This window comes from Actinophytocola gossypii (assembly GCF_025165815.1).
Lineage (GTDB): Bacteria > Actinomycetota > Actinomycetes > Mycobacteriales > Pseudonocardiaceae > Actinophytocola > Actinophytocola gossypii.
The window spans coordinates 1-13,796 of the sequence record NZ_JAFFZE010000022.1; the positions used below are offsets into that span (position 1 = coordinate 1).

Consider the following 13,796-nt stretch of genomic DNA (forward strand, 5'->3'; position numbering starts at 1 on the left):
TAGACCCCACCGGCACAGGCCGCGCCCGATGGACGATGCGCTGGAAACCCGTTCTCAACGCCTTCGCCATCACGTTCGGTGACCGCTGGCCGGGAGCTGACACCTATTGATCAACAACGCCGGAAACACCGATTATGGGATAGACCCTAACGCCGCGAGCACGGCGTCCTCGTCCCGGTTCTGGGACGCGGGCTCCGTCGAGGAAGGTGACGTCGTCGGGGGACGTGCCGATGACGACGGAGACGGTTCGTCCGGCGTGGGGGTGCACGCGGCCAGGGTGACCAAGGTCAGTACGACCGCGATCCCACGGGCGATCACGATCGGTATTCCTTCACGAACGCCTGGATATCCGGGTCACCGTTGAACCGTCCGATCAGATTGGTGATCATCCGGTTCAGCTGGTCGACCTCCTCCTTGTACGAGTCATGTGTCTCACCGAGAGCGTCGTCCATGTACTTGAACCGTGCGTGTATAGCCGCATGCACGTCGGCGAGGGTGTCGAGCAGACTGTCGTAGTTCGCGAGCATGGTGCGACTCGCATTGGTGAAGTCGACAGGCGGACCGGACGGGCCGAGCCTCTCGGGGGCACCGAGCAGACCGTGCATCTTGTCCGTTGGATCCGTGTCCGTGGGGCACAGACGCGCCTCGTTCAGTTGGTCGACGATCAACGAATAGCTGTCGGCAGTAACCCTCACGTCGTTCTGAAAAGCCTTCAGCTTGTCGGGTTGGACAGCGAACCCCTTGGACATGGCGCCCCCCACATACACCGTGCGTGCCCCCTCAGACACGCGTCGCACGAAGTGTAGCCACGAACAGTGATCGTCAGGGTGGTTTCGGTGTCGATAGAATCCTGTTCGCGGGGCCGGCGGACTGGAGCGGGCATGGAACCAGCTGGGGTGACCGAGGACGGTCTCCGCCGGGTGAGCCAGCGGTACGTCGTCGTGCTGCGCACCACGGTGGTGGTCGTCGCCGGCGGGGCGGCGGTTCTGCAGGCGCCCGCCGACCGGCTGACGACGGTGGCGGCGGTGGTCGCGGGACTGTGTGCCTGGAGCGTCGTGTACGTCCGGCACGCGCCGCGGCCGTGGCTGCTGTGGGTGGACACGCTGCTGGTCGCCGCGCTCGGGCTGGGGCAGGAGTGGCTGGTGCGGCCGGACGCCCTGCTGGACATCACCAACTGGGTCGTCGCCCTCGTTCTGATCACCGCCGTCGCGCATCAGTGGTTCACCGGGCCGGTCGGGGGTTACCTGCTCGCCGCCGTGCTCGTGGTCGCGCAGGGGACCGCGGTCGGCGCGATCCCGATCGGGCTCACCGTGTTCGGGGCCGCCGGGCTGTCCAGGCTGCTGCGGTCGCACCTGTTCGCCGCCGCCGCGCGGGCCGACCGGGCCGTCGCGGAGAGCACGCTGGCCGACCGGCGGGTGGCGGTCGCCGCCGCTCGGCGGGCCGACGAGCGGGAGCACCTCGCGATGTTGCACGACACCGCGGCGGCGACCCTGCTCGCGGTCGGCACCAGGATGGTCGACGGCACCGAGCCGTGGCTCGCCGAGCAGGTCGCGCGTGACCTCGACGTCCTCACCGCGCGGCCCGAGTTCCCCGGCACCGGCGGCGAGGCGGACCTGGCGCTGGTGCTCGACGACGTGGTGCGGCGGGCGCCGGTGTCCGTGCGGACGCGCGTGCCGCGGCCGGTGGCCATGCCGGCGTCGGCCGCGTCGGCGATGGCCGCGGCGGCGCGGGAGGCGTTGACCAACGTCGCCCGGCACGCCGGGGTGGACACCGCCGACCTGGTCGTGGCGCGTACCGGGTCGACGGTCGTCGTCGAGGTGGCCGACCATGGGCGGGGGTTCTCCCCGGACGCGGTGGCACCGCACCGTCGTGGGGTCGGGGAGTCCATCGAGCGCCGGATGGGCCGGGTCGGTGGACGGGCGGTCGTGACCAGCCGGCCCGGGGACGGCACCACGATCCGCTTGGAGTGGCCGGTTGACTGAGGCTGGTCGCGACCTGGTGCGGGGCAACCTGATGCGTGCCCTGCGGTTGGTCGTACTCACCATCGCGACGCTCCTGCTGGTCGGCTTCACCTCGCTGCTTCCGCTGGCCGGCCACGACGACGGGGGCGTTCGGCAGGTGGTCGCGCTCGCCCTGCTGGCGGTGGTCGGCGTGGTGGCCGGCGCTGCTGTCTTGCGGAACCGGGCGGTGGGGCGGGTCCGGTGGGTGCTCGTGGTGGCGGTGTTCGCGTCGGCGGCGGTGGCCACCGCCGGGATCCCGGGTGAGCAGCTGATGGTGCGGGCGGAGTGGTGCTACGTCACGATCGGCTGGTTCCTGCTGCTGGTGCTGGTCGACCACGGCACCGTCGCCGCGGCCGCCGCGATCGGGGTGTTCGTCGCGGCTTCCTTCGGCCAGCTGTTCCTGGCCGGGCAGGGCCACCAGGCCGCCGACCTGGTCGTCGTCTGCACGATCGCGCTCGGCTGCGAGCTGCCGGTGCTGGCCGTCGCGATGGCCGTGCGGCGGATCGCGGCCACCGCCGCGGACGCGGCCGGCCAGGTGGAACGCGTGCGCACCGCCGAGGCCATCGCGGAGCAGGTGCACGCCGACCGCGTACTGCGCTACACCGACACCACCACCACGATCGTGCCGCTGCTGACCGGGCTGACCACGGGGACGGCGAACCTGGACGACGGCACCCGCGCCCGCTACGCGCTGGCGGCGGCCAGGCTGCGGCGGCTCTTCGCCGAACACGACGAGGTCCCCGATCCGCTGCTGCACGAGTTGGGCGCGTGCCTGGACCTGGCCGAGCGCAACGGAGTGGAGGTCTACCTCGCCACCTGCGGGGAGTACCCGACACCGCCGCTCGCCGTGCGCCGCGAGCTGACCGAACCGGCGCTGCGGTTGGTGGCCAGGGCAGACTCCGAGGCGAGGGTCGTCGTGCTCGGCACACCCGGCCGGGTCGCGGTGAGCGTGCTCGCCGACGATCCGAACGCCGAATCGGAACCCCTGACCGGCAACGACGTCGGAGTCAGTGTGACCCGACTTGTCGACGGACCACGGGTGTGGGTGGAGGCGACATGGCACACACCGAGCTGACCAGGGTCGTCGTCGTCGACGACCACCCGGCGATCGTCGCCGGGCTCGAGGTCTGGTGCGCGAACGCCGACCCGCCGATCCAGGTCGTCGACTCGGGGCCGACGCCCGCGGTGGCCTGGACCGACCCCGGCCTGGACGCCGAGGTGGTCGTGTTCGACCTCCAGCTGACCGATCAGGTCCCGGCCTACCCGGACCTGCGGCGGCTCGTCGACTCCGGCCGGCGGGTGATCGCCTACACGATGCGGGAGGACCGGGACACCATCCTCACCTGCATCGACCTGGGCGTGTTCACCTACCTCAGCAAGACCGAGGGACCACGCCACCTGGTGCACGCGATCCACGCGGCGAGCCGGAACCTGCCCTACACCTCCCCGTCCATGGCCCGCGCCATCAGCACCGACACCCGCACCGACCGGCCCAGGCTGACGCCCAGGGAGACCGACGTACTGGTCAACTGGTTCGCCTGCGAGTCCAAGGAGATGGTGGCGCGCAAGCTCGGCCTGTCGGTGCGCACGGTGAACAGCTACATCGACCGGGTCCGCGTCCGTTACGCCAACGCCGGCCGACCGGCGTCGACGAAGGCGGCTCTGGTCGCCAGGGCCGTCCAGGACGGGCTGATCGGCCTCGACGAGCTGTAGACCGGCCCCGATTGTGGGTCGAACGACCGTCACGGCCCTGCGCGCGCGCCCCTACCTTGCGATTACGGGGAACCACACCAACAGGGAGAACGCCCAAATGGACGGATTCCAAGTAAAGACCGACGCCTTGGAAGAAGCCGCCACGAAGTTCGACGGGCTGGCGGGGGTTGTGGGCAGCGCGAAGAACAAGCTCGCCAGCGACGGTGACCTGCCGACCCTCGACCCGCTGTCGAGGGCGATGGCCGCCGCCGCGGCCGTCGCCGGGGGCCTTGCCAGTGGTGGTCTCCTCACGCCACTGGCCGGGCTCGCCGGGAAGAAGGTGGGCGAGGCCGCGTCCGGGGCGAGCGACCCCTACCCCGGTGTCCGTGACGCCTGGTTGAACGCGCTTCCCCGCTACCAGCGGATGCTCAACCGCGACGCCGACGAACTTCGCAAGTCCTCGACGACCTACGAGGAGGACGACCGGCGGGGCGGGCAGCGTTTCCGGCATCCGATGCCCCGGGTGCCCGGTGCGCCAGCCGGTCCCATGCCGCGGGTGCCGGGTTCACCGACCGTGCCGATGCCGGCGCCGAACCCGAATCCCAACGGCAACGTACCGATCTGACCGGCGACTGACCGAAGGGGAGACGACATGGCACCGATAGCGGTGACCCATCCACACGAGATCTGGAACCTGGGGAGCGTGCTCGGGGCGTTCTTCGAGAAGGTCGGCATCAACCCGGAGTTCAAGAACTTCTTCGATCTCATGCCGCAGGTGGACCTGGACGAGATCCGGCGCGTCGGCAACGACGTGTGGGGATTCGACTTCGAGAAGCCCGGCGCGGTCTCCGGCGCGCTCGACCGCGTGGGCAACGACCTCGTCTGGATCGTCGACGACCTCGAAGAGGACTGGAAGGACAGCGAGGCCAAGCACAGGTTCACCAAGCACATCGAGATCGACAAGAAGCACTACAAGCAGGCGGCCGCCACCGCCCAGAACGTCGGCCAGGCGCTGGTGGGCTTCGCCAACGCGGCGGACGAATCTGTGGCCGACAAGCTGGGCGCCCTCATCGGGGTCACCGGAGCGATCGTCGGCGCGGCACTCGGTTTCGTGTTCGGAGGAGGCGTCGGCGCGATCCCGGGTGCGCTGGTCGGGTTGGCGGTCGGCGTCATGTTCACCTACTTCAGCGTGCTGATCCCCAAGGTCGCCAGCGCGCTCCAGGAGATCCACGACCTCGGAAACCAGATGCCGCCAGGTCACGACGCCTGACCGGACCGGGCGACGCCCACAGGAGTGAACTCATGAACCCGCTGATCGACCTCGAACGACGCGTCAACGAGATCGCCGCCCAAACCGCGCGCGAGTACCTCGACACCCAACGTTCCAGGCCCGGAGCCACCGGGCGCTCACCGGACGGCACCGTCGAGGTGACGGTCAACGGGCTCGGCGACGTGAGCGACGTGCGGGTGCACGCACGGGACGTTCCACCCGAGGTCGCCGCCCGGCTGGCGGACGCGATGAAGGCAGCGTGGAACACCGCCGCGCGGGCGCATGCCGTGGCGGAGACCGACAACCCACTCGCGAACCAGCCCGGGTTCGCCGAGTTGGTCGAGGAGCAGATCAACGAGCGCTACGGCCCTCCGCCGGAGCCGGAGAATCCACAGCAGGCCGCGACACCGGGGACTCGCCCGGCCGCCCGGCCGCGGGGCACGGAGGACGAGGAGGAGAACTTCGGCGCTACCTCCATCATGCAGCGCGTGCGTGGCGAGTGAGCGCGATCCCAGGCGTCGAGACCTACAAAAAGTGACCCCGGTCACTCCGTCCCACGATGCGGATGCCGGTGGACCAGTAGGTGGACCCGTGGCACGCTGAAACGCATGTCAGCAGCGAAGGAAGTCCGGCTCGTGGCCCGGCGCCACGTGGACTTCGTTCGTGTCTCCAGCGCGATGTGCCAGCGCGTTCGATAGACCCGCGTCGCCTATTTGTCAGCCGGCGCCGGGTGCGTCGGCGCTGACCTCGCGTTCCCAGGGGTCCACCGGTGTGCCCGCCGCGCCCAGGATTCCTCGGAGGACGGACGGGTGTCATCCCCCACCACGCCGCGCACGCGAGCCCGCCGCGGGGAGGGCCAGTGGGCGCTCGGCTATCGCGAGCCGCTCAACAAGAACGAGCAGAGCAAGAAGGACGACCACCCCCTCAACGTCCGCGCGCGCATCGAGAACATCTACGCGCACGGCGGGTTCGACTCGATCGACCCGGCCGACCTACGCGGGCGCTTCCGCTGGTTCGGGCTCTACACCCAGCGCAAGCCCGGCATCGACGGCGGGCGCACCGCCACGCTCGAGCCGGAGGAGCTCGACGACGAGTACTTCATGCTCCGCGTGCGCATCGACGGCGGCGCGGTCACCACCGAGCAGCTCGCCGTCATCGGCGAGGTCTCGCAGACCTACGCCCGCGACACGGCGGACATCACCGACCGGCAGAACATCCAGTACCACTGGATCCGCGTCGAGGACATGCCGGCGGTCTGGGCCAGGCTCGAGGGCGCCGGCCTCACCACGATGGAGGCCTGCGGCGACAGCCCACGCGTCATCCTCGGCTCGCCGGTCGCCGGGATCGCCGAGGACGAGGTGCTCGACGCCACCCCGGCCATCGACGAGATCCGGCGCCGCTACGTCGGCGACCCGGCGTTCGCGAACCTGCCGCGCAAGTTCAAGACCGCGATCTCCGGCCTGCCCGACGTCGCGCACGAGGTGCACGACGTCGCGTTCGTCGGCGTCAACCACCCCGAGCACGGGCCGGGGCTCGACGTCTGGGTCGGCGGCGGCCTGTCCACCAACCCGATGATCGGGCAGCGGCTCGGCGCGTGGGTGCCACTCGACGAGGTCGCCGAGGTGTGGGCCGGGGTCATCAGCATCTTCCGGGACTACGGCTACCGGCGGCTGCGCAACCGCGCGCGGCTGAAGTACCTGGTCAAGGACTGGGGCGCGGCGAAGTTCCGCGAGGTGCTGGAGACCGAGTACCTGCACCGCCCGTTGCTCGACGGGCCGGCGCCCGAGGTGCCCGACGTGCAGCGCGACCACGTGGGCGTGCACCGGCAGCAGGACGGCCGGTACTACGTCGGCGCCGCGCCGATCGCCGGGCGGGTGTCCGGGTCGACGCTGGTCGCGGTCGCCAAGGCCGCCGAGCGGGTCGGCTCGCGGCGGGTGCGGTTCACCCCGTTGCAGAAGCTGGTCGTGCTCGACGTGCCGGAGGCCGAGGTCGACGGGCTGCGCGCGGAGCTGACGAAGCTCGGCCTGCGGACCGACCCGTCGCCCTGGCGGCGCGGCGTGATGGCCTGCACCGGCCTGGAGTTCTGCAAGCTCGCGATCGTGGAGACCAAGGCCCGCGCGGCCGACCTGGTGGCCGCCCTGGAGGAGCGGCTCGCCGACATCACCGACGACGTGACAGCGCCGGTCAGCGTGCACCTCAACGGCTGCCCCAACTCCTGCGCCCGCATCCAGACCGCCGACATCGGGCTCAAGGGCCAGATCGTCACCGACGCGAACGGCAACCAGGTCGAGGGCTTCCAGGTGCACCTTGGCGGCGGGCTCGGGCTGGACGCCGGGTTCGGCCGCAAGCTGCGTGGGCACAAGGTCACCGGCGATGAACTGCCCGACTACGTCGAACGCGTCGTGCGGGCGTACGTCGCCCAGCGGGAGCCGGACGAGCGGTTCGCCCAGTGGGTGGCCCGCGCGGACGAGGGCGACCTGAAATGACGGAACGCGCTACGCCCTTCTACTGCCCCTACTGCGGCGACGAGGACCTGCGCCCGCAGGAGGAGCCGCACGCGTCCTGGCTGTGCACCGGCTGCCGGCGCGTGTTCACCGTGAAGTTCGTCGGTCTGAACCTGACGCAGGCGGAGGCGAGCAGATGACCACCACAGCCGACTACAAGACCCTGGCCGAGCACGCGTCGGCCGAACTCGCCGACGCCACCGCGGCCGAGGCGCTGGAGTGGACCGCGCGGACGTTCGGCGACGGCTTCATCGTCGCGTCGAACATGCAGGACGCCGTGCTGATCGACCTCGCCGTCCGGGCCAAGCCGGACGTCGACGTGCTGTTCCTGGAGACCGGGTACCACTTCGCCGAGACCATCGGCACCCGTGACGCCGTCGCGCTGACCTACCCGGACATCCGGATCGTCAACGCCGAGGCCGAGCAGTCGGTGGCCGACCAGGAGGCGGAGTTCGGCCTGCTCAACCGGACCGACCCGAACAGGTGCTGTTTCCTGCGCAAGGTGGTGCCGCTGCGGAACACGCTGGCGAAGTACGACGCGTGGGTCACCGGAGTGCGCCGGGTCGACGCGCCGACCAGGGCGAACACCCCGATCGTGCAGTGGGACGAGCGCAACGGGCTGGTGAAGATCAACCCGATCGCGCCCTGGACCGACGAGGAGTTCAACGACTACATCGCGACCAACGGGATCCTGGAGAACCCGCTGGTGAGTGAGGGTTACCTGTCGATCGGCTGTGCGCCGTGCACCGCGAAGCCGCTGCCCGGGTCCGACCCGCGCAGCGGCCGCTGGGCCGGCCAGGCCAAGACCGAATGTGGGTTGCACGGATGACCGCCACGATTGACGCACCCGTCCGCACCGCGCCGCGCCTGGACTCGCTGGGGCGCCTCGAATCCGAGGCGATCCACATCATGCGGGAGGTGGCCGGCGAGTTCGACCGCCCGGTGATCCTGTTCTCCGGCGGCAAGGACTCGACGCTGCTGCTGCACCTGGCGGTGAAGGCGTTCTGGCCGGCGCCGGTGCCGTTCCCGCTGCTGCACGTGGACACCGGGCACAACTTCGCCGAGGTCATCGACTTCCGCGACCGGATGGTCGAGCGCTACGGGCTGCGGCTGGTGGTCGCGAACGTGCAGGACTGGATCGACGACGGCCGGCTGACCGAGCGCCCGGACGGCACCCGCAACCCGCTGCAGACCGTGCCGCTGCTGGACACGATCACCGAGCACCGGTTCGACGCGGTGTTCGGCGGCGGCCGCCGGGACGAGGAGCGGGCCCGCGCCAAGGAGCGGATCTTCAGCCTGCGCAACGCGTTCGGCCAGTGGGAGCCGCGCCGGCAGCGCCCGGAGCTGTGGAACCTGTACAACGGCCGGCACCGGCCGGGCGAGCACGTGCGGGTGTTCCCGCTGTCGAACTGGACCGAGCTGGACGTGTGGCGCTACATCGCCCGGGAGAACATCGAGCTGCCGTCGATCTACTACGCGCACGAGCGCGACGTGTACTCCCGGGACGGCATGTGGCTGACCGAGGGCCCGTGGGGCGGCCCGCGCGACGGGGAGACCGTGCTGCGCAAGACGGTCCGCTACCGCACGGTCGGCGACGGCTCATGCACCGGCGCGGTCGAGTCCGAGGCGTCCACCTTGGACGAGGTGATCGCCGAGGTGGGGGCGAGCCGGCTCACCGAGCGGGGCGCCACCCGGGCTGACGACCGGCTGTCCGAGGCCGCGATGGAGGACCGGAAGCGCGAGGGCTACTTCTGAATGAGCAGCTTGCGGCCTCCGGAGCCGTCACCTCAGGGGAACGTGACGCAACTCGACCACAAGTACGTGACCAGGCCGAACACACACTCCCCAACGCGACCGACAGGGAAAAATTCGGGGAGGCGGAACTGTGAGTGACCTTCTCCGGCTCGCGACCGCGGGCTCGGTGGACGACGGCAAGTCGACGCTGGTCGGGCGGCTGCTCTACGACACGAAGTCCGTGCTGGCCGACCAGCTGGACGCCGTGCACCGCGCGAGTGTCGACAAGGGACTGTCCACTCCGGACCTGTCGCTGCTGGTCGACGGGCTGCGTTCCGAGCGCGAGCAGGGCATCACGATCGACGTGGCGTACCGGTACTTCGCCACGCCGAGGCGGACGTTCGTGCTGGCCGACACCCCGGGCCACGTGCAGTACACCCGGAACACGGTGACCGGCGCGTCCACCGCGCAGCTGGCGATCCTGCTGGTCGACGCGCGCAAGGGCGTCGTCGAGCAGACCCGCCGGCACGCGGCGGTGCTCGCGCTGCTCGGGGTGCCCCGGCTGGTGCTCGCGGTGAACAAGATCGACCTGGTGGACTACGACCACGGTACGTTCGAGGTGATCGCCAAGGAGTTCGCCACGCACGCGGGCAACCTGGGCTACGCCGCCGACGCGGTACTGGCCGTCCCGGTCTCCGCGCTGGTCGGCGACAACGTGGTGGAGCACTCCGAGCGCACCCCGTGGTACACCGGACCGACGCTGCTCGAACACCTGGAGACCGTGCCGGCGCAGGAGGACCCGCACGCCGCGCCGTTCCGGTTCCCGGTGCAGTACGTGATCCGCCCGCGCACGCCGGAGCACCCCGACTACCGGGGCTACGCCGGCCAGATCGCCGCCGGCACGGTGCGCCCGGGCGACGAGGTCGTGGTGCTGCCGAGCGGGGCGCGCACGCGGGTCACCCGCGTCGACACGCCGGACGGGGAGCTGACCGAGGCGGCCGCCGGCGCGTCGGTGACGCTGCTGCTGGCCGACGACCTGGACATCTCCCGCGGCGACCTGATCGCCGCCGGGATCGACCGGCCGGAGGTCACCGACGAGATCGACGCGACGCTGGCATGGCTCGCGGACAAGCCGCTGCGGGCGGGCGCGCGGGTGCTGGTCAAGCACGGCGCCCGTACCGTGCAGGCGATCGTCGGCGAGCTGCGGACCCGCTTCGACGAGCAGCAGCTGTCCACGGTGGACGGTCCGGAGTCGTTGGAGCTGAACGAGATCGGCCAGGTGACGCTGCGCACGTCGGAGCCGGTTCCGGTGGACGACTACCGCACGCACGGCCGCACCGGGGCGTTCCTGGTGATCGACCCGGCGGACGGCACCACGCTCGCCGCCGGCCTGGTCGGCGCGCCGCTGCCGGTGCTGGAGCGGGACTAGTGGCGCCGCCGCTCGTCGCCGTCGCGCACGGCAGCCGGGACCCGCGCAGCGCTGCCACCATCACCGAACTGGTGGCGGTCGTGCGCGCGCTGGACCCGGCGCTGGACGTGCGCACCGCGTTCCTGGACCTGTCCGCGCCCCGGCTGCCCGACGTGCTGACCGCCCTGCACGGCGAGGGGCACCGGGACGTGGTCGTCGTGCCGCTGCTGCTCGGCGAGGCGTTCCACGCGCGGGTCGACCTGCCGTCGATGGTCGCCGAGGCGTCCGCGCGGCTGCCGCGCCTGTCGGTGTCGGTCGCCGGCGTGCTCGGCCCGGACCCGCGGCTGCCCGCGCTGGCCCTGCGCCGGCTGCGCGAGGCGGGCGCGGAGCCGGGTGACGGCGTGATCCTGGCCGGGGCCGGCTCGTCGCACCCGCCGGCCAACGCCGCGGTGGCCGAGGTGGCGCGGCAGTGGTCACCGCTGTTCCGCGGCGCGGTGGCCGCGTTCGCCAGCGCCGCGAAACCGGACGTGCCGGCCGCCGCGGCGCTGCTGGGCGGCCGCCGGCTGGCGCTCGGGTCCTGGTTCCTCGCGCCCGGCCGGTTGCCGGACCGGGTGATCGCCCAGGCCCGCGCCGCCGACCCGAACGCGGTGATCGCCGAGCCGCTCGGCGCGGACCCGGCCCTCGCCGAGCTGGTCCTCGACCGGTACGCCGAGGCGGCCACCGTTCCGGCCAGCCGCCGTTACGCCTGACGTCTCACCGCCGCTAGGCCGTTCGGCAAACGGGAATGCTTGACGGTGATCCTTACCCGGGAGTAGGCAGGAAGTGGGTTCCGGAGCCTCTTGCCCTGCACAGCGATCTTCTTGAGGTGAGGACTTTGAGGTCTGCCCTGCTGCGCGCCGGTACAGGCGTGCTCGCCACCACCGCCGCGGTGCTCGCGCTCGCCCAACCCGCGTCGGCGGCGACACACGACATCACCTACGACTGCCAGGCCGACACCCCGCTCGGCGCGGAGAACCTGACGCTGAACCAGACCGTGGACGCGACCGCGCCCGCCACGGTCGCGCCGGGCGGCACGCTCTCCGTCGTGGTCGACCCGGCGCCCAACGAGGTGCCGTCCGAAGCGGCCGGCTACGAGGTCAAGGAAGTCCACACGTTCACGCTGAAGGTCCCGGTGCCGACCAACGCGACGCTCGACGACGTCGAGCTGACCGGTGGTTCCGGCCTTGGCGACACCCCGCCGGCATGGTCGGAGGACGGCGGGGTCGTCACGGTCACCTTCGCCGGGCCGATCGCCGGCGGCGCGACCTTCGAGCTGCCGACGGTGACGGCGCACCTGACCGCGGGCGCGTCCGGCTCGATCGACTCGAACCTGTACGGCTCGAGCTACGAGGACGCCGGGCTGACGTTCACGGCGGTGGTGTCCACGTTCATCGGGGACATCTCCGCGCCGACGTCCTGCTTCCCCAACCCGAACCCGGTCCTGACGTCGACCGCGATCGCGTGATGTGATGGGGCGCTCCCCGCGCGCGGCGGGGAGCGTCCCACACGCGACCATCCCGGGGGGATCCATGCCGGTCGACGCGCCCAACGCCGAGCAACGCTCGGCCTGGAACGGCGACCAGGGCGCCTACTGGGCCGAGCGCGCCGAACGGATCGACGCGGGCGTCGCCGGCTACCACCAGCGGTTCCTCGACGCCGCGGCGATCGCGCCGGCCGACCGGGTGCTCGACATCGGCTGCGGCAGCGGCCAGACCACCCGCGACGCCGCCCGCCGGGCCGCCGAGGGGTCCGCGCTCGGGGTCGACCTGTCCGCGCCGATGCTGGACCTGGCACGCGGGACCGCGGCCGCCGAGCGGGTGCCGAACGTGACCTTCGTGCAGGCCGACGCGCAGGTGCACCCGTTCCCCGACGCGCACTTCGACGTCGCGATCAGCCGGCACGGGTCGATGTTCTTCGGCGACCCGCCCGCCGCGTTCGGCAACATCGCCCGCGCCCTGCGTCCCGGCGGCCGGCTCGTGCTGCTGACCTGGCAGCCGCTCGCCGACAACGAGTGGATGCGCACGTTCCGCGGCATCCTCACCATCGGCGAGCAGGCGCCGGCGCAGCGGGGCCCGTGGTCGATGAGCGACCCCGACTCGGTCCGCGAGCTGCTCGACTCGGCCGGGTTCACCGAGGTCGACGTGCGCGGGCTGACCGCGCCCATGTACTACGGCCGCGACGTCGAGGACGCGGCCGACTTCGTACTCGGCATGTTCGGCTCCGGGCTGGCCGGCGCGGACCCCGACACCCGGGCCGGCGCGGTCGCCGCCCTGCGGAACGACATCGCCGCCCACACGACCGCCGAGGGCGTGTACTACGACTCGGCCGCCTGGCTGGTCACCGCCCGCCGCGTCTCGTGATCAGCGGGGCAGGGTGAGGATGTCGGCTCCGTCGCCGGTGATGGCGATGGTGTGCTCGCTGTGCGCGGTCCGGCAGCCGGTCGCGCTGCGCAGGGTCCAGCCGTCGGCGTCGGTGACGAGTTCTGCGGTGTCCGCCATGACCCACGGTTCCAGGGCCAGCAGCAGCCCGGGGCGGAGCTTGTAGCCGCGGCCGGGCCGTCCGGTGTTGGAGACGTGCGGGTCCTGGTGCATCGTCGATCCGATGCCGTGGCCGCCGAACTCGGTGTTGATCTGGTAACCGGCCGCGCCGAGCACGGAGCCGATGGCGTGGGAGATGTCCCCGATGCGGGCCCCCGGCCCGGCGGCGGCGATCCCCGCGGCCAGCGCGCGTTCGGTCGCGTCGATCAGCGCGACGCTCTCCGGGGGCCGCGTGTCGCCGACGATGAAGCTGATCGCCGAGTCCGCGGCGACCCCGTCCAGGGAGACGGCGAGGTCGAGGGTGAGCAGGTCGCCGTCGGCGAGGGCGTAGTCGTGCGGCCGCCCGTGCAGCACGGCGTCGTTGACCGCCGTGCAGATGTAGTGGCCGAACGGCCCGCGCCCGAAGGACGGCGCGTAGTCGACGTAGCAGGACGACGCGCCGGCCTCGAGGATCATGGCCTTGGCCCACTGGTCGATGTCCAGGAGGTTCGTGCCGACCGTGCTGCGGCTCCGCAGGGTTCGCAGGATGGTGGCGACCAGGGCGCCGGTGTCCTTCGCTCTGGCCACTTCGGTGGGGTTCAGGATCTCGATCATCCGGCGCCCTTCTCGCGC

At 71.6% G+C, this 13,796-nt stretch carries 17 protein-coding genes; 15 read left to right on the plus strand and 2 right to left on the minus strand.

Annotated features, from left to right (window positions below):
- Nucleotides 1-314: 314 nt before the first annotated feature.
- Nucleotides 315-749, minus strand: coding sequence for a hypothetical protein (locus tag JT362_RS26945; protein ID WP_260194587.1), 435 nt, complete (start codon nt 747-749; stop codon nt 315-317).
- Between the two features lie 132 nt (nt 750-881).
- On the opposite strand from JT362_RS26945, the gene JT362_RS26950 reads away from it, so the two are divergent.
- From JT362_RS26950 to JT362_RS27015, 15 genes are all read left to right on the plus strand, one after another.
- On the plus strand, nt 882-1,982 hold the full coding sequence (locus JT362_RS26950; RefSeq protein WP_260194588.1) for a sensor histidine kinase: 1,101 nt from the start codon (nt 882-884) through the stop codon (nt 1,980-1,982).
- Complete coding sequence (locus JT362_RS26955) at nt 1,975-3,075, plus strand: hypothetical protein (protein ID WP_260194589.1); 1,101 nt, start codon at nt 1,975-1,977, stop codon at nt 3,073-3,075. Before JT362_RS26950 ends, JT362_RS26955 begins: the two co-directional genes overlap by 8 nt.
- Nucleotides 3,057-3,713 carry a DNA-binding response regulator gene (locus tag JT362_RS26960; RefSeq protein WP_260194590.1) on the plus strand — a complete coding sequence of 219 codons (657 nt, stop codon included), beginning with the start codon at nt 3,057-3,059 and terminating at the stop codon, nt 3,711-3,713. Before JT362_RS26955 ends, JT362_RS26960 begins: the two co-directional genes overlap by 19 nt.
- A gap of 97 nt (nt 3,714-3,810) precedes the next feature.
- Nucleotides 3,811-4,317 carry a hypothetical protein gene (locus JT362_RS26965; RefSeq protein WP_260194591.1) on the plus strand — a complete coding sequence of 169 codons (507 nt, stop codon included), beginning with the start codon at nt 3,811-3,813 and terminating at the stop codon, nt 4,315-4,317.
- A gap of 27 nt (nt 4,318-4,344) precedes the next feature.
- The gene (locus tag JT362_RS26970) at nt 4,345-4,962 is read left to right on the plus strand and encodes a hypothetical protein (RefSeq protein WP_260194592.1); all 618 of its coding nucleotides are present in this window, start codon (nt 4,345-4,347) and stop codon (nt 4,960-4,962) included.
- 32 nt (nt 4,963-4,994) lie between these two features.
- On the plus strand, nt 4,995-5,465 hold the full coding sequence (locus tag JT362_RS26975; RefSeq protein WP_260194594.1) for a YbaB/EbfC family nucleoid-associated protein: 471 nt from the start codon (nt 4,995-4,997) through the stop codon (nt 5,463-5,465).
- Between the two features lie 105 nt (nt 5,466-5,570).
- On the plus strand, nt 5,571-5,660 hold the full coding sequence (locus JT362_RS35675; protein ID WP_375546568.1) for a putative leader peptide: 90 nt from the start codon (nt 5,571-5,573) through the stop codon (nt 5,658-5,660).
- 111 nt (nt 5,661-5,771) lie between these two features.
- Nucleotides 5,772-7,448 (plus strand): nitrite/sulfite reductase, encoded by a 1,677-nt coding sequence (locus JT362_RS26980; RefSeq protein WP_260194595.1) that lies wholly within the window; start codon nt 5,772-5,774, stop codon nt 7,446-7,448.
- Nucleotides 7,445-7,606, plus strand: coding sequence for an Insertion element protein (locus JT362_RS26985; RefSeq protein ID WP_260194596.1), 162 nt, complete (start codon nt 7,445-7,447; stop codon nt 7,604-7,606). Before JT362_RS26980 ends, JT362_RS26985 begins: the two co-directional genes overlap by 4 nt.
- The gene (locus JT362_RS26990) at nt 7,603-8,295 is read left to right on the plus strand and encodes a phosphoadenylyl-sulfate reductase (protein WP_260194597.1); all 693 of its coding nucleotides are present in this window, start codon (nt 7,603-7,605) and stop codon (nt 8,293-8,295) included. The genes JT362_RS26985 and JT362_RS26990 overlap by 4 nt, the downstream gene beginning before the upstream one ends.
- Nucleotides 8,292-9,221 carry a sulfate adenylyltransferase subunit CysD gene (cysD, locus tag JT362_RS26995; RefSeq protein ID WP_260194598.1) on the plus strand — a complete coding sequence of 310 codons (930 nt, stop codon included), beginning with the start codon at nt 8,292-8,294 and terminating at the stop codon, nt 9,219-9,221. Before JT362_RS26990 ends, cysD begins: the two co-directional genes overlap by 4 nt.
- Before the next feature lie 130 nt (nt 9,222-9,351).
- Entirely contained in the window at nt 9,352-10,629 is a 1,278-nt protein-coding gene (locus tag JT362_RS27000) for a sulfate adenylyltransferase subunit 1 (RefSeq protein ID WP_260194600.1), read from the plus strand.
- Nucleotides 10,629-11,357 (plus strand): sirohydrochlorin chelatase, encoded by a 729-nt coding sequence (locus JT362_RS27005; protein WP_260194601.1) that lies wholly within the window; start codon nt 10,629-10,631, stop codon nt 11,355-11,357. Before JT362_RS27000 ends, JT362_RS27005 begins: the two co-directional genes overlap by 1 nt.
- A gap of 125 nt (nt 11,358-11,482) precedes the next feature.
- Nucleotides 11,483-12,112, plus strand: a complete 630-nt coding sequence (locus JT362_RS27010; protein WP_375546569.1) for a cyclase — start codon at nt 11,483-11,485, stop codon at nt 12,110-12,112.
- 64 nt (nt 12,113-12,176) lie between these two features.
- Nucleotides 12,177-13,007 carry a class I SAM-dependent methyltransferase gene (locus JT362_RS27015; RefSeq protein WP_260194602.1) on the plus strand — a complete coding sequence of 277 codons (831 nt, stop codon included), beginning with the start codon at nt 12,177-12,179 and terminating at the stop codon, nt 13,005-13,007.
- Here JT362_RS27015 and map read toward each other — a convergent pair whose 3' ends face one another.
- Nucleotides 13,008-13,778 (minus strand): type I methionyl aminopeptidase, encoded by a 771-nt coding sequence (gene map / locus JT362_RS27020; protein WP_260194604.1) that lies wholly within the window; start codon nt 13,776-13,778, stop codon nt 13,008-13,010. It abuts the gene before it with no gap.
- Between the last annotated feature and the right edge of the window lie 18 nt (nt 13,779-13,796).